This window comes from Methylobacterium sp. WSM2598 (assembly GCF_000379105.1).
Lineage (GTDB): Bacteria > Pseudomonadota > Alphaproteobacteria > Rhizobiales > Beijerinckiaceae > Methylobacterium.
The window spans coordinates 237252-252180 of sequence record NZ_KB900609.1 but is presented as its reverse complement, the minus strand read 5'-3'; the positions used below and the strand labels follow the sequence as shown (position 1 = coordinate 252180).

At 67.1% G+C, this 14929-nt stretch carries 11 protein-coding genes, 1 tRNA gene and 2 pseudogenes; 9 read left to right on the top strand and 5 right to left on the bottom strand.

The genetic code is table 11. From position 1 onward, the window contains the following. Positions 1-303: 303 nt before the first annotated feature. Complete coding sequence (locus MET2598_RS42560; protein ID WP_236728645.1) at positions 304-1167, bottom strand: hypothetical protein; 864 nt, start codon at positions 1165-1167, stop codon at positions 304-306. A gap of 205 nt (positions 1168-1372) precedes the next feature. Here MET2598_RS42560 and MET2598_RS0101245 point away from each other — a divergent pair, with 205 nt between their 5' ends. Further along, positions 1373-1810, top strand: coding sequence for a MucR family transcriptional regulator (locus MET2598_RS0101245; RefSeq protein ID WP_026190443.1), 438 nt, complete (start codon positions 1373-1375; stop codon positions 1808-1810). 884 nt (positions 1811-2694) lie between these two features. Here the strand turns inward: MET2598_RS0101245 and MET2598_RS38375 are convergent. After that, positions 2695-3099 (bottom strand): ribbon-helix-helix domain-containing protein, encoded by a 405-nt coding sequence (locus MET2598_RS38375; RefSeq protein ID WP_018259591.1) that lies wholly within the window; start codon positions 3097-3099, stop codon positions 2695-2697. 110 nt (positions 3100-3209) lie between these two features. Between MET2598_RS38375 and MET2598_RS0101230 the strand changes: the two genes are divergently transcribed. Further along, a protein-coding gene (locus MET2598_RS0101230) for an IS3 family transposase (protein WP_236728644.1) occupies positions 3210-4342 on the top strand; the annotation gives its coding sequence in 2 pieces (ribosomal slippage) (positions 3210-3474 and positions 3474-4342; 1134 coding nt in all). 552 nt (positions 4343-4894) lie between these two features. Then, the gene (locus MET2598_RS38455) at positions 4895-5857 is read left to right on the top strand and encodes a BON domain-containing protein (protein ID WP_084673740.1); all 963 of its coding nucleotides are present in this window, start codon (positions 4895-4897) and stop codon (positions 5855-5857) included. Between the two features lie 144 nt (positions 5858-6001). Here the strand turns inward: MET2598_RS38455 and MET2598_RS0101215 are convergent, their stop codons facing one another. Further along, positions 6002-6427 carry a YybH family protein gene (locus MET2598_RS0101215; protein ID WP_026190442.1) on the bottom strand — a complete coding sequence of 142 codons (426 nt, stop codon included), beginning with the start codon at positions 6425-6427 and terminating at the stop codon, positions 6002-6004. A gap of 214 nt (positions 6428-6641) precedes the next feature. Here MET2598_RS0101215 and MET2598_RS35790 point away from each other — a divergent pair, with 214 nt between their 5' ends. Together MET2598_RS35790 and MET2598_RS0101205 are read left to right on the top strand one after the other, a co-directional pair. Then, on the top strand, positions 6642-7526 hold the full coding sequence (locus tag MET2598_RS35790) for a hypothetical protein (protein WP_157182061.1): 885 nt from the start codon (positions 6642-6644) through the stop codon (positions 7524-7526). 146 nt (positions 7527-7672) lie between these two features. After that, on the top strand, positions 7673-9142 hold the full coding sequence (locus MET2598_RS0101205) for a short-chain fatty acid transporter (RefSeq protein ID WP_018259584.1): 1470 nt from the start codon (positions 7673-7675) through the stop codon (positions 9140-9142). Between the two features lie 912 nt (positions 9143-10054). On the opposite strand, the gene MET2598_RS0101195 is transcribed toward MET2598_RS0101205, so the two are convergent. Continuing rightward, positions 10055-10129: transfer RNA gene (locus tag MET2598_RS0101195), tRNA-Thr, on the bottom strand. A gap of 198 nt (positions 10130-10327) precedes the next feature. Between MET2598_RS0101195 and MET2598_RS0101190 the strand changes: the two genes are divergently transcribed. Continuing rightward, on the top strand, positions 10328-11317 hold the full coding sequence (locus MET2598_RS0101190) for an ABC transporter ATP-binding protein (RefSeq protein ID WP_012334455.1): 990 nt from the start codon (positions 10328-10330) through the stop codon (positions 11315-11317). 25 nt (positions 11318-11342) lie between these two features. Further along, a pseudogene (locus MET2598_RS35785) lies at positions 11343-12275 on the top strand (ABC transporter substrate-binding protein); the annotation flags it as partial. A 41-nt stretch (positions 12276-12316) separates the two neighbouring features. Here the strand turns inward: MET2598_RS35785 and MET2598_RS0101180 are convergent. Continuing rightward, positions 12317-13560 (bottom strand): IS3 family transposase gene (locus tag MET2598_RS0101180; protein ID WP_085984585.1). Its coding sequence is split into 2 segments (ribosomal slippage): positions 12317-13236 and positions 13236-13560, totalling 1245 coding nucleotides; the frame shifts between segments, so codons are not numbered across the junction. A gap of 60 nt (positions 13561-13620) precedes the next feature. Here MET2598_RS0101180 and MET2598_RS0101170 point away from each other — a divergent pair. Together MET2598_RS0101170 and MET2598_RS0101165 are read left to right on the top strand one after the other, a co-directional pair. After that, positions 13621-13974, top strand: a pseudogene (locus tag MET2598_RS0101170) (ABC transporter substrate-binding protein); the annotation flags it as partial. Next, on the top strand, positions 13971-14927 hold the full coding sequence (locus MET2598_RS0101165) for an ABC transporter permease (RefSeq protein ID WP_012334457.1): 957 nt from the start codon (positions 13971-13973) through the stop codon (positions 14925-14927). The pseudogene MET2598_RS0101170 and the gene MET2598_RS0101165, both read left to right, overlap by 4 nt. The last annotated feature ends 2 nt before the right edge of the window (positions 14928-14929 follow it).

Below are 14929 nucleotides of genomic sequence, written 5' to 3'. Positions count from 1 at the left end.
GCGTGACTTGATGGCGATCCGCACCCCAAACAAACCGCGCCATACCAGCCTCCACCGTCAGGCAGAGACTATCAAAAACCCTCACGTTTTCACACAGCCTCGGTGGGAGGCCGACGCAGAACGATGCATGATCGTCCGATCGCGTCGGTCACGAGGCCACACCGTCGATGAGCCTGCGGTCCCAGTACGAGCAAGCCGTGCGCGACTTGCGCGAGCACGCGGCTGAGATGCGCCGCCGCGGCGCCTCCGCCGAGGCCATCGCGCGGGCGATGCACGCGGAGCGCAGGCGACTGGCCTCCCTGTTCAAGGAGCAGACCCCCGAGCCGCACCGGACCCGCATCTACGAGCGCACGCTGAGGGTCTACGGGAACGAGATCGGCCCCTCGATCGAGTCCCCTGCGCGCGATGGGCAAATCGTGGGAGGCGATCATCGAGAGCGCGACGCGTCCGGGGCCGCCCGTCGAGTGAGGACCCGAACAGGCGAATGCAGGGTAGGGCGAGGTTGACGACCAAGCTCGGGCCTCGCAGAGCACCACTCGAAGGCCCATTTTCGGGCAGCCCGCGCCGGAAGCGCGCGGCGGACCAGCCGCTGCTCCCGATCCGGGTGTGCAGTGTCCAGACGGGCGCCGCCTTGATCGAGCTGTCGACCTGCCTGCGCTGGGTGATCGAGACGTCCTTGAACAGGTCGTCCATCGCGGCGCGGGCGCGCGTCCCGGTCGGGACCCGTCCATGGTGATGGGCAGGTGGCCATTGCCGCCGGCCGAGGCCCCCGCGCCGTTGAAGCGCCGGCCCCATGTCGTCGCCGATCCGGCGCGCCGTGGGTCGGCCCGGCGGCGGGTCGTTGACAACCTCGCCGTCGCGCAGGCGCGAGTAGCCGCCCGACCTGGACTTGAACTGCGCGAGCCCGAACGCCCCCGAGCGCGAGTTCGCCGAGGTGGGGCCGCCGCGGGCCTCCACGGCCGAACAGCGCGCCACCAGGGCCTTCGCGCCCAGCGCCGAGGCGCCGCCCTTCGCCAGCACGTCGACCGCGTGTTGCTGCTGCTTCGCCGTCCACCAGCCCCCGGCGCACGGAACGCCGCCGACCTTCTCGACGGCCTGACCGACCTCGGTCCAGTCCTTCTTGAACGACTTGACGCTGTCGTCCTTGGCGACGCGGGTCAGTGCCACCCTGAAGCTTCGCGAGCGGCGCCGAGACCTGGTCGTCGACGCCGATCCGAAATCGCTGGCTCCCGCCAGTCATCTACATAACCTTAGATTGCAAGTTTTGACCAGATTAGGTTGCGTTTGTGTGCTTGCGAATCGGCCTGATCTTAACTTGAATTTTCTGCGAGTTAGTCGCACGATAAGCTGCCGACTGAAGAGGAGGGCTGAGATGAGTGCCGTTCAAGCTAATGCGCTGGCAGGTAGCGCAGACCTCATCGAGGTGACATCCGGGCTCGTAGCTGCGTACGTCGCCCACAACTCTGTCGCGCCTTCCCAGGTGCCTACACTCCTTAGTCAGGTGCACGCGGCGCTGGTTGGTCTGCACAGGCCGCCCGCGCAGGAACTTGCCAAGCCGATTCCGCCGGTCCCGATTAAGAAGACGGTGACGCCGGACGCGATCATCAGCCTGGAAGACGGCAGGCCCTACAAGTCGCTCAAGCGCCACCTCTCCAGCCGCGGCATCACCCCCGACCAGTACCGCCAGAAATGGGGCCTGCCGCCCGACTACCCGATGGTGGCGGCGAACTACGCCGCGCAGCGCTCCGAGCTTGCCAAGAGCATCGGCCTCGGCCAGTCCCGCCGCGCCGCGGGCCAGAAGGGCAAGTAGGCGGGACCCGCCCGATCGTCAGTGGGGTCGCGGCCCGCCTCGGGGCCCGTCGCCACGACCTCCGTCCGCGACAGGTCCTTCCGGCGCGGGGACTGCCGGCTCGCGGGCGTGTGCGAGACCCTCTGGTCCGGAACGCCCTGCGCAAGGCCGCCCACCGCGGCTTGGTGACTATCGAGGAGCGCGCGATCAGCGGCTGGCGGAACGACACGAACGTGGTGCGCCTGGTCTCGGAGGAGTGGCGCTCCTGGCTGCGCCTCGCCAGAGGCCGGCAGGTGCCCGCCCCGATGCTCCGTTGGCCCGTCGACCAGGGCGCCCGTAGGCCGGCCACCTCGCCCGCGGGCGCGAGCAGACCGGGCTCTCTCGCGAGGCCGCCGTCCAACGCGTCACCTTGCTGAAGAGGCTGGCGCTCGCTGGCGCCGGCGCCACCGATCTGCCGGTCATTCCGCGCTACACGATCCACTGAGGCCCAGACGCACGAACGCCCGCCGGAGGGTTAGGACCTGTCCGGGCGTCGGGTCACAGGGACTCGTGATAACTACAGCCACCTAACGACCACGGCTGGCGCCTTGTTCCGGCTCGGCAAGCTCATCTTCAACGATGATTTGTTTATCTACGTCAGGCGCGTGTATCGGCCCTCGCGCGCGTGAGGGCGGCCCATTCGCATAAGATCAAGTACGGGACGCGTTATGGCGCCTCCGGACAGTTTCCGGAAGCATTCGAGCGCGCCATGAACCGGTCGCCAGTCGAGGGCCAGTTGATCGGCCCTCGGCAGGGCCTCGCGGGCTGGCGTCTCGACCGTGCTAGACTAGGTGCGCCTGCGCCGGATCCCATCCCCGGCGACGGGCAGCGGGTCGGGTTTCGGCCGTCCGGATTCGGCCTTCCGGCTACCCATGGCAACGGCCATGCAGCAGCCTCGCACTCGGCCCGGACCAAAATACCGATCGGGTCAACCCGAGCATCACGCCCATGAGCGTCTTGAGCGAGTGCGGCCACGCCTCGGCGTCTCCAAGCGGTGTGGCCGCCCAGGGATGCTGACGCATGAGCGCGCCCATCATATCGCCACCTTGGAGGAAGGCCGGGGTTGCCGCTGCTGGCCTCGCCTGCTCACTGGTCGTCACTGAGTAGGCCGCTTCGACGTGCACGTCCCTGTCATTCTGCTGACCGAGGCAGCGGAGAGCGGCGCGAATCACCTCACCGGCGGTCCGGTACTGCCCGCTCGCGACCTTTTCCGCGATGAAGGTGTTCAGTTCAGTGGTGAGCGACGCAGTGATGGTTGCTTTGGCGGGCATCTTACCAGGGGGTTATGAAGCTTTAGAGGTGGCTCGGAGGATCTGCACAGCGGGGCTGAGTGGAGTTTCTGCCTGACGGCGGCCAGGATGGCCGCGGATCAGGAGCGACGATGAGCAAGCGACAGCGCCGGAACCACGCCCCGGCCTTCAAGGCCAAGGTGGCTCTGGCCGCCCTGCGGGGTGAGAAGACGCTGGCCGAACTGGCCCAGCAGTTCGATGTCCACCCCAACCAGATCACGGCTTGGAAGGCCCAGCTTCTCGAAGGGGCTGCCGGGGTGTTCGGAGCCGCGTCCCGGTCGGAGAGCACACCGGCCATCGACGTGAAGACGCTGCACGCCAAGATCGGCGAGTTGACGCTGACCAACGATTTTTTGTCCGGCGCGCTCGGCAAAGCCGGTCTGCTGAGCGCAAAGCGATGATCGATCGCGGGCATGATCTCCCGATCGCCAAACAGGCCAAGGCGCTCGGGATCAGCCGGGGCAGCGTCTACTACCTGTCGCGCCCAGTCCCGGCTGCCGATCTCGGCGTGATGCGGCGGATGGACGAGTTGCATCTCGAACTTCCCTTCGCGGGAAGCCGGATGCTGCGCGACCTTCTGAACAAAGAGGGCATCGCGATCGGCCGCTGTCATGTCGCGACGCTGATGAAGCGCCTGAGCATCGACGCACTCTACCGCAAGCCGAGCACCTCGAAGCCTGCGCCGGGGCACAAGGTCTACCCGTATCTCTTGCGCGGGTTGACGATCGACCGACCCAATCAAATCTGGGCCATGGACATCACCTACGTTCCGATGGCGCGTGGGTTCGTCTACTTGGCGGCCGTGATTGATTGGTACAGCCGCCGGGTCCTGTCCTGGCGGCTGTCGATCACCATGGAGGCCGACGTCTGCGTCGAAGCTTTGGAGGAAGCGCTCGCCCGGCACGGCAGGCCAGAGATCTTCAATACGGACCAGGGCTCGCAGTTCACCAGCCACGCCTTCACCCGCGTGTTGCGGGAGGCGGGGATCGCCATCAGCATGGACGGCAGAGGCGCGTGGCGCGACAACGTCTTCGTCGAACGGCTGTGGCGGTCGGTCAAGTACGAGGAGATCTACTTGCGGGCTTACGACACCGTCAGCACGGCGCGCGCTTCGATCGGTCGGTACCTCGTCTTCTACAACGGACGAAGGCCCCATTCGAGCCTTGACCGGCGCACCCCCGACCAAGCCTACTTCGACAGGCGGCCGCATCCCGCGGCCGCCTGAACCCGGCAGGATATCCACTTATCCAAGCCCACGTCGCTGTTCAGACAAACCGAGCCACCTCTCTTTCTCACCCGGTCAGCTGGCGTCGCCTCACCCGAAACCCTGGTGGCAGTGATCCACGCGAGTGTGGCTGACGACCAATCGCCACGGGCGTTCTGGCGGTTTCGCCCGACCATTGCTGGACGCAAGTTGGCGTCGTTAACCGCTCCTATGCCGTGACAATGCCCCGGACTCCTCGCCGTCCGCTGCACGTCAACGCCTTCTCTCAGGCTCCGCAGCATCGTGCCCGGTGACATGGCTGGTTGAGAGCCAGCCAGCGCCCCCACGCGTCACTCATTAGCGGGAAGGACGGCTGTAAGGCAGCGTTGGGCGCGAGCGCCGACAACGCTGCGCCAAGTCCGCCCACCGCACGTGCCAAGCTGGAACGCGCGAATCGGGATGGAGTTGGGCTGACAGCGGCCGGGGGGCACCCGGCCACATGTGAGCCCCTGACCCTGAGCCGTGAATGGCGGCGCTTGGGGGAGGACGAGAAAAATGCGAGAGGAGACGCGCATGAGCGACTACGATCGCTGGCGCAACGAGCGCGACCGCTCACGTGAGATGGGCGACCGAGATCGGGACCGTTTCTCCAGTCGCAGCGACCGCGGTTACGGTGAAGACCGCTACTACGGTCGCGATGATCGTGACTACGGCCAAGGCCGGCACGGCCGCGACGATGACGATTGGCGTCGGCGCGAACGCGAGCCCGGTGCGATGGATGTCGCGTTCGGGCGCGGGATGGGCAGCAACTACGAAGGCCGCGACATGTCCGGCCGCGGCCAAGATCGCTCCCGGTACACTGGCGGGGACAACGACTACTACGGCGGCTTCTACGGCGCGGATCAGGGCTACGGCCGTGGCCGGTCCGATCGCCCGAGCCAGGGCGGCTACGGCCGTGGCGATTACGGCGCACGCGACTACGGACGTGGCGGCTCTCGTGATTACACCCGCTCATATGATGATCGCGATGTGACCGGCTACCGTGGGGAGCGTGGCTTCTTTGATCGAGCCGGGGACGAGATCTCGTCGTGGTTCGGAGACGAGGAGGCAGCCCGTCGTCGGGAGCGTGATGCCGCACAGGGCGACCAAGGTGCCCAGCATCACGGAGGCCGGGGTCCTCGCAACTACCAGCGATCAGACGAGCGCATCTGTGATGACGTGAATGACCGCTTGACTGATGATCGACAGGTAGATGCGACCGAAATCGAGGTCACGGTTCAAGGCCGCGAGGTCACGCTGAACGGAACGGTCAACAACCGTTACGATAAACGTCGAGCCGAGGACATAGCCGAGTCCGTGTCAGGCGTCACTCACGTGCAAAACAACCTTCGCGTCCGGCAGAGTTCATCAATGAACACGGGTGGGCTTGGCGGTGAACGAGCCACCTCTAGCACCGGGCAGCCCTCCACGGCAGGGACAAGCAGCAGCAACTTCAGCGGCGTTGGGATGGGCCGACAAGAGAAAATTGGCACGTAGCATCACACTGGAATGCGGCGGCCCTATTCGGAGCCGCCGCTTCTGGCAGTGAAGGTTGAATCTCGATCCAAAACGCGATGCCGGATCGCGCTGACGCCGCGCGATCGTGGCCAGATCACGACCGCACGGAAGCCCGAGGCGTGCTCACTTGTCGCTGTTCCAGATATCGGTCGAGAGCTTCCAGTCGTTCCCGACCTTGCGCCAGACCACGACGTACTTGCCGGACGCGTCCTGCGCCGACTGATCCTTCATTTTAAGCACGAAACGGCCGACTTCACGCGCGGCCTCACCGCCCAGCGGCTGAACGTCTAGCGTCGTGAGTTTGATGTCGGTGATGACCTTCCCCGCCTCCGTCCAGAACTTCTGGACTTCTGCGCGACCATGTACGAGTGGGCTGCCAGATGGGAGCACGTAAGCGTCCTCAGTGTACATGTTCGCTACTGCGGAGAAATTCCCGCTCCGAAACGCGCTCTCAAATTCCGCGTTCAGCTTATCGATAGCTGCCTTATCCTGTGCCAGTGCATGTCCCGCAAGCAGGAAGAGCGCTGTGGCGAGAGTTGGTGCGCGCATGGGAGCCTCCTCGATCTCGGTTCTACATCGAGACTAAACCGGGAAAGCTGAGCAGCATAGCGGACGCGACCCTCAGTGTACTGGCTCGGTGACGCGGGAACGTCTCGACATGACGACATCGGATACCGACTCGCACTAGAGCATTTTCAGACGAAGTGGATGCCGGTTCGTCTCAGAAAATGCGGCAAGATCAAAGATCGAGAGCAGCACCCGATTGCAACGTGATCGGGTGCTCTGCGACGGCGGCGGGCTCGACATTGCCGTGCTCGGGATGGCGGAGGCGGACGCGGCCGGGAACGTCAATGTCAGCCGCTTCGGCCCGAAGCTCGCGGGGGCCGGCGGCTTCATCAACATCAGCCAGAACGCCCGCAAGGTCGTATTTGCCGGCACCATCACGGTCGGCGGCCTCGGTGTGAGGATCGAGAGCGGTCAGCTCCGGATCGTCCAGGAGGGGCGGGCCAGGAAGTTCCACGAGCACGTCGAGCAGATCACCTTCTCGGGCCGGGTCGCGGCGGACAAGACGGTCCTGTACATCACCGAGCGCTGCGTCTTTCGACTACGCCAGGACGGCCTGGAACTGATCGAGGTTGCGCCGGGGGTCGATGTCGAGCGGGAGATCCTCGCCCACATGAACTTCCGGCCGATGATCAAGGGTGCGCGCACGATGGACCCGCGCATCTTTGCCGCGCAGGCGATGGGGCTGCGGGAGCGGATGCGCGATCTCAACCTCGCTGACCGGCTCGCCGATGACCCTGACCGCAACGTCCTGTTCCTGAACTTCGAAGGACTGCACGTCCGTCGGATCGAGGATGTCGCGATGATCCAGGAGGCCGTGGCGGCGCGCTGCCGGCAAGTCGGCCGGCGCATGGCCGTGGTCGTCAACTACGATGCCTTCCAGCTTGATCGGGAGGTGGCGGACGCCTACGCCGAGATGGTTCGCGCGCTGGAGCAGACCTACTCCACCCGCGTTTCCCGCTCCACGACGAGCGCGTTCATGCGCGTGAAGCTCGGACACGTCCTCACCCGCACCATGCGGCCGCACATCTTCGAGAGCAGGGCCGAGGCGCAGGCGTTCCGCGACAGCGTCCGGGAGCCATGACCGCGCACCTCGCGTCCCGTGGGTGCACGCTGCACGGGGTGTCGCGCTCCCCGCCTGTCGCTTTCGCGCTGTCGGGAAACCGCCAGCCAGCGTTATCCCTTTTTAGGGCAAAGCCGAGCGAACCGGCCGGCCAGGGAGAAATGCTCATGAAGACAGTATCGGCGCAGACCAGCCGATCCTCAGGTCTCCAATCGATCGAGGGAAGAGCCGCTGCCACAGGAGCCCTCGCGCGGCTCGGCATTCGCTTCACCGCCTGGGCCGAGCGCTGGTTCCCGGACGCCTTCATCTTCGTGGCGATCGCGGTGGTCCTCGTGGCGCTCGGTGCCCTGGCGAACGGGGCGCCGGCCGCGGCGGTCGCCAAGACCTTCGGGGACGGCTTCTGGAGCCTCATTCCGTTCACGATGCAGATGGCCTTCGTGACGATCGGCGGCTACGTCGTCGCCACCTCGCCGCCGGTTCAGTTCTTGATCGACCGCCTCGCCCGGATCCCGCGCACCGGGCGTGGGGCGGTGGGCCTCGTGGCCGCCGCCACCATGCTGTCGTCCTTCCTCAGCTGGGGCCTCAGCCTCATCTTCGGCGGCCTTCTCGCGCGGGCGCTGGCCCGCCGGACGGAGTTGAACATGGACTACCGGGCTGCCGGGGCCGCGGCCTATCTCGGTCTGGGTGCGACCTGGGCGATGGGCCTGAGTTCCTCGGCCGCCCAGCTCCAGGCCAATCCGAAGAGCCTGCCGCCGAACGTGCTGCCGATCACCGGCGTGATCCCGTTCAGCGAGACGATCTTTCTGTGGCAGTCGATGCTGATCGCGCTGGTCCTGTTCTTGGTCTCGGTGGCGATCGCCTACGCGTCGGCCCCGGCAGCCGTCAGCGCCGTCACCGCGCAGGATCTCGGCGTGGACGTCTCGGCCAAGGAGGAAAAGCTCGATCCGCCCGCGCAGCCCGGCGAGAAGCTGGAGCATTGGCCGCTCCTGAACATCCTGCTCGTCATCATTGCCGGCGGCTGGATCTGGCAGGAATTCGCGCGGCAATCGTGGATCGTCGCGATCTCGAACCTCAACACCTACAATTTGCTGTTTCTGACCCTGGGCCTGCTGCTGCACTGGCGCCCGAAGCGGTTTCTGGTCGCCGTCGCGAAATCGGTGCCGGCGACGGCCGGAGTCCTGATCCAGTTCCCGCTTTATGCCTCGATCAGCGCGATCCTCACGGGTGCCAAGAACGCGTCGGGCGACACGCTGTCGGAGGTGATCAGCCACGCCTTCGTCAGCTTCAACACGGCTGGCAGTTACCCGCTCTCGATGGGCGTCTACTCGGCGGTGCTCGGCTTCTTTGTGCCCTCCGGCGGCGGCAAGTGGCTGCTCGAGGCGCCCTACGTCATGCAGGCGGCGAACGAGTTGAAGGTGCATCTGGGCTGGGCCGTGATGATCTACAACGCGGCCGAGGCCCTGCCGAACCTGATCAATCCGTTCTGGATGCTGCCGCTGCTCGGCATCCTTGGCCTCAAGGCGCGCGACATCGTGGGGTTCAGCTTCCTGCAGCTGCTCGTCCACTTGCCGGTGGTGCTCTTCCTGTTATGGGCGCTCGCCTTCACGCTGACCTACCACCCGCCCGTCATGCCCTGAGGACGGATATCTCGGGGACGGCGCTCTCGTGGCGAGCAGCGGCCGTCCTCGTCTCAGGCGTGGCCTCCAGGCTGATCGTGGCTTGTGCGAAAGGGTGGCTGAGCGATCTGCAGGCCGTTGAGAAGTCTGCTATCGGGTGGCGAGCGGCCCCTCAAGCGGCCCTGACCGAAGGTCCGGAGATGGCGCATAGCCGAACAAGGCGAACGCGGACTCCTGGCCGGTTGCCGCTCACCGCCTCCGTTCGTGGCCTCATACGACATCCGGTTGATTGCGCCGCCATCTCCCATTTCGGCCATGCGGATGTCGGCTTCGCTCAGCCGCCGCGCGGGCTTGGGATACGACATCCGACGGATTGCTTCGCAATGCGGATGTCGGCTTCGCTCAGGCGCCGCGCGGGCTTGGGATACGCGATCCGCTTTGATCAAGCGGATCCCGGATCAGAGAGCCAGATGCGATATGCCGCAGATTTATTCAGACGCCTTGCGGTCCTGCGGCGTGTCCGAGGGGCACCCTCGTGGGCCAGGCCGGCCCAGCGCCGCCACAGTGCTGCTCACGGGCGGCATTCTGGTGGCCGCCTACGCGGCGTGGCTCAAGCACGAGAGGGCAGCCCTGTTGCGCGGAACCGACAACCCGCAATTCCAGAGATCAATCTCGCGCGGCAACCCGACCGCCAGTTGGCACTACCTCATCGATGAGAGGTGCGCCGGCAGCAAGGCGCGGCAGCAGGCTCCGGTGCCCCTCTGGGCCGCGGGCGTTCCGCTCACGAGCGCGGAGGCTGACAGGATGTGGGGTGGGCCACTCGTTTAGGCGCGGCAAATTGGACCGATTCGCCTTCTACAGAACGGGTCCGAGCTGTTACCCGCAGCGTTACCCGGCTTCGATCCAGGAGAGCGGACTTTTGAGCTAAGTGTCTGGTGCCGCTGGGGAGGATTGAACTCCCGACCTCGTCATTACCAATGACGCGCTCTACCACTGAGCTACAACGGCAAACCCCGGTTCGGCCCCGGTCCGGGAGGCCCGAGAGCCCCGCCGCGGCGGTTGCGCCGAACACGGGTGGGGCTTTAGCGGATCGACGCGGCCAATGCAATCGCCGCGTCGCAGCAATCGGCCGAAACCCCGGCACCACCCTGGCCTGAGCCTTGCAACCTACTCCCTGCGAAGCGGGCGCGGCGCGGGGGAGAGCGCATGGACATCGAACTCGTCGGCCTGACCAAGCGGTACGGCGCCACGCTGGCTGTGGACGCCATCGACCTGAAGATCCGCTCCGGCTCCTATTGCTGCCTGCTCGGCCCCTCCGGCTGCGGCAAGACCACGACGCTGCGCATGATCGCCGGCCACGAGACCGTGACGCGCGGCGACGTCGTGATCGGGCCGCGGGCGGTCGGCGACCTGCCGCCGGCCCGGCGCGGCACCGCCATGATGTTCCAGAGCTACGCGCTCTTCCCCCACCTCACCTGCCGGGACAACGTCGCCTTCGGGCTGCGCATGCGCGGGGTGCCGAGGGCCGAGCGCCACCGCCGCGCCGAGGCGATGCTGCGCCTCGTCCAGATGGAGGCGCTCGCCGGGCGCCTGCCGGCCCAGCTCTCCGGCGGCCAGCAGCAGCGGGTGGCGCTGGCCCGCGCCCTCGTCACCGGCCCCAAGGTGCTGCTCCTCGACGAGCCGCTCTCGGCCCTCGACCCATTCCTGCGCGTGCGGATGCGGGCCGAGCTCAAGCGGATCCAGGCCGAGCTGGGCATCACCTTCGTGCACGTCACCCACAGCCAGGAGGAGGCGATGGCGCTCTCCGACCTCGTCGTGGTGATGAATGGCGGCCGCATCGAGCAGGCCGCCGACCCGCGCACCGTGTTCGAGCGGCCCGCCACCGCCTTCGTCGCCCGCTTCATCGGCGGGCACAACGTGATCGCCCTGCCCGACCGGCGCATCGCGGTGCGCGCCGACCGGATGCGGCTCGGCCCGGAGGCCGGCCCGGACGCCGTCCCGGCCCGCGTCGTCGCGGTCGAGTACCAGGGCAGCACCGTCCATCTCGGCCTGGAGGCGGAGAGCCTCGCCACGGAGGCCGGGACGCCGCTCACCGCCATCCTCAGCGACCGCGCCTTCGCCCGCCTCCCCCTCGCGCCCGGGGACGAGGTCCGGCTCGGCTGGTCGGCCGAGGAAGCCCACCGCCTCGACGCCTGACACGTCGCATACAGGGGAGACACGGATGACCGACTCGACGAAGCAGACGGGCCTGACCCGGCGCGGCCTCCTCGCGGGCGCGGCCGCCGGCGCCGCCGCGGGCAGCGGCGCCGTCACGGGCTTTCCCTCCATCATCGCGGCCGAGCCCGTGACCCTGCGCTATCTCGGCACCGCCGTGAACCAGAGCGCCGACATCGCCCGCAAGGTGAAGGAGGATCTCGGCATCACCATCGAGTACATACCGGTCGTCACCGACGAGGTATCGAAGCGGGTCGTCACTCAGCCGAACTCCTTCGACATCGTCGATTCCGAGTATTTCAGCCTCAGGAAGCTGATCCCGTCCGGCAACCTGGTCGGCATGGACGCCCGCCGGATCAAGTACGCCGACAAGATCACCACCGTGTTCACCAAGGGCGAGCTGAACGGCAAGGCGATCGGCGACCAGGGCACCGCGCCCAAGAAGGTGTTCTACCTCGAAGGCCAGACCGCGACGAAGTTCGCCGGCGCGCCGACCGAGTGGATCACCCTGATCCCGACCACCTACAACGCCGACACGCTCGGCATCCGGCCCGACCTGATCAAGCGGCCGATCTCGAGCTGGAAGGAGCTGCTCAACCCCGAATTCAAGGGCAAGGCCTCGATCCTCAACATCCCGTCGATCGGGATCATGGACGCCGCCATGGTGGTCGAGGCGATGGGCGAATACACCTATCCCGACAAGGGCAACATGACCAAGGCCGAGATCGACCGCACCATGAAGGTGCTGATCGAGGCCAAGCGGGCCGGGCAATTCCGGGCCTTCTGGCAGGATTTCAACGAATCCGTGAACCTGATGGCCTCCGGCGAGACGGTGATCCAGTCGATGTGGTCCCCCGCCGTCACCAAGGTGCGCTCGCAGGGCGTGGCCTGCACCTACCAGCCGCTGAAGGAGGGCTACCGGGCCTGGGCCGCCGGTTTCGGCCTGTACCGCCCGCGGATTGTGAGACACCGGTTTGAACCCTATGCGGCGAGAGCCGCAGGTGGAAGCTGCGCGGCCCGAATAGCCGCCGGTGAGCGGAAGCCGTGCCGCTCGATCAGCCACGTCTCGTTGTAAGTCTCACGAAATGCCAGCAGGGCTCGGCGGAGATCCTCGACCGTGTCGAAGCGCTTCACCCACAGCAGGTTCTCTTTGAGTGTGCGTATGAAGCGCTCGGCGCAGCCGTTCCCCTCCGGCGCACGCACAAAGGCAGGCGAACTCGCGATGCCCAGGAACGCCAGTTCTTTCTGGAAGTCGTCCGACATGTACTGACTGCCGTGGTCGTGCCGAACACTCAAGCCGGAGGCGCTCTTGGCCGCGAAGCTGCCGAAGCGCTGCCGCACACCCTGGCGGATCGGCTCCAGCGCCTCGAAGCGCGTGGCCCGCCGCGCTGCATGCAGGCCCACGCACTCGGCCGAGCAGTGGTCGATGGCCACGAACACCGCGGCCTGGCCCTCGCCAGTCCAGATGGTGGTCAGATCGGTGCCCCAGAGCGTGTCCACCGCGTCCGGGATGATGGTGCCGTCGTGGGTGCGCGGGCCGCGCGGCGCGCCGACGCGAGACGGGGCGAGCAGATCATGCTCGCGCATCAGGCGCAGGACGCGGCGCTTGGAGGTGCGCACGCCCGTGTGGCGCAGCCGCGCCCAGACCTTGCGGTGACCCTCGCCGTGGAAGGGGCTGCCGGTGAGGGTGGCGCGGATCGCCTCCAGCAGTGCCGCATCCGGCATCGGCCCGACCGGGCCAGGACGCCGCGCCGGTTCGGACCGAGCAGGAGAGAGGTGGCGGTGAACGGTGGCGCGCGACACGCCCCAGATCCGGCACACGCGGACCAGCCCGTAAGCTGTGCCGCTGGACGGCGAGACGGCCCGGCTCATCGCCGCGACCTCCTGCGGGCCAAAGGGCCGGGGCCGCGCGCCTCCAGGGCGGCGATCTTGGCCTCCAGCAGTTCACGCTCCAACAGCATCTCGCCGAGCTTGGCCTTCAACCGCCCGCTCTCCAGGGCTTCGGGCTCGGTGGGCCGGGTCGCCAGGCTCGCCTCGCCCGCGGCCAGAAAGGCGTCGCGCCAGCCCGACAGGGTCGCGGCGGTCACGCCCAGGCCACGCGAGACGTTCTCCAGGTCCTCGCCGCGCAGCAGTCGAAGCACCGCATCACGCTTGCGCTGCCGGGACATGCGCCCGCCTCGGCCAGGACCAGCCGCCTCTGCACCTGCCTTCACGTCTGTCGTCATCGTTCTCACCCCTGCCGCGGAGACCGTCCGCTTCTGGGGTGTCTCAAGCAACCGGGAGGCGGAGGAGGCCTCCCCAAGACCCTGACCGGCCGGAAGCTCGACGCAGCCTACGATTTCATCAACTGGTTCCTGTCAGGCTGGGCCGGCGCCTACCTCAACCGCCAGGGCTACTACTCGGCCGTGCTGGAGACCGCCAAGGCCGAGATGGAGCCCTACGAGTGGGCCTACTGGATGGAGGGCAAGCCGGCCGAGAAGGACATCAAGGCCCCGGACGGCACCGTGCTGGAGAAGGCCGGCGCCCTGCGCGACGGCGGCTCCTTCGCCGAGCGCATGGGCGCGGTGGCGTGCTGGAACTCGGTCATGGACGAGCACACCTACATGGTCCGCAAGTGGAACGAGTTCATCGCCGCATGAACCCGGCGGCAGAGCGCGCGATCCCCCTGCCCGAGGTGGCTGCGGCGCCCGCCGCCGCGGCGCCCGGGCTCGCCGAGGAGGGGCGGCGCCAGCGCCGCCTCGCCACCCTGCAGGCCGCCCCCCTGGCGCTGGTCTTCCTGGTCTTCTTCGTGGTGCCGCTGGCGCTCACCTTGATCGTCAGCTTCTGGGAATACAACGAGTACGAGATCATCCCGGCCTTCACGCTGCAGAACTACGCGGACGTGTTCGACGGCTGCTTCTCCGGCGGCGACCTCTGCACCACCTTCCGGACCTACCTCTCGACCCTGAAGTTCTGCCTGCTCGCCTGGGCCTTCACCCTGGCGATCGGCTTCACGGTGGCCTACTTCGTCGCCTTCCACGTCCGCACCAGCGCCATGCAGACGGTGCTGTTCCTGATCTGCACCATCCCGTTCTGGACCTCGAACGTGATCCGGATGATCGCCTGGATCCCGCTGCTCGGCCGCAACGGCCTCGTCAACGACGCCCTGATGGGCCTCGGCCTCACCGCCAAGCCCCTGGAGGGGCTGCTCTACTCCGACTTCGCGGTCGTGCTCGCCTTCATCCACCTCGACACGGTCTTCATGATCGTGCCGATCTTCAACTCGATGATGCGCATCGACCGCGCGCTCATCGAGGCGGCGCGGGACGCCGGGGCGGGCGCGTGGCAGATCCTCTGGACCGTGATCGTCCCGCTGGCGAAGCCCGGCATCGCGATCGGGTCGATCTTCGTGCTGACCCTGGTGATGGGCGACTTCGTCACCGTCGGGGTCATGGGCGGCCAGCAGATCGCCTCGGTCGGCAAGGTCATCCAGGTGCAGATGGCCTACCTGCAATTCCCGGCCGCGGCGGCCAACGCGGTCGTCCTGCTCGGCGCCGTCATCCTGATGATCGTCGGGCTCACGCGCCTGATCGACCTGCGGCGGGAGCTCTGACC

What these genes read in the sequence shown, in the direction of transcription:
- MET2598_RS38375 (WP_018259591.1), bottom strand. Translation starts at nt 3,099, where the DNA reads ATGCCCGCCAAAGCAACCATCACTGCGTCGCTCACCACTGAACTGAAC.
- MET2598_RS0101205 (WP_018259584.1), top strand. Translation starts at nt 7,673, where the DNA reads ATGAAGACAGTATCGGCGCAGACCAGCCGATCCTCAGGTCTCCAATCG.
- MET2598_RS0101190 (WP_012334455.1), top strand. Translation starts at nt 10,328, where the DNA reads ATGGACATCGAACTCGTCGGCCTGACCAAGCGGTACGGCGCCACGCTG.
- MET2598_RS38455 (WP_084673740.1), top strand. Translation starts at nt 4,895, where the DNA reads ATGAGCGACTACGATCGCTGGCGCAACGAGCGCGACCGCTCACGTGAG.
- MET2598_RS0101245 (WP_026190443.1), top strand. Translation starts at nt 1,373, where the DNA reads ATGAGTGCCGTTCAAGCTAATGCGCTGGCAGGTAGCGCAGACCTCATC.
- MET2598_RS0101165 (WP_012334457.1), top strand. Translation starts at nt 13,971, where the DNA reads ATGAACCCGGCGGCAGAGCGCGCGATCCCCCTGCCCGAGGTGGCTGCG.
- MET2598_RS0101215 (WP_026190442.1), bottom strand. Translation starts at nt 6,427, where the DNA reads ATGCGCGCACCAACTCTCGCCACAGCGCTCTTCCTGCTTGCGGGACAT.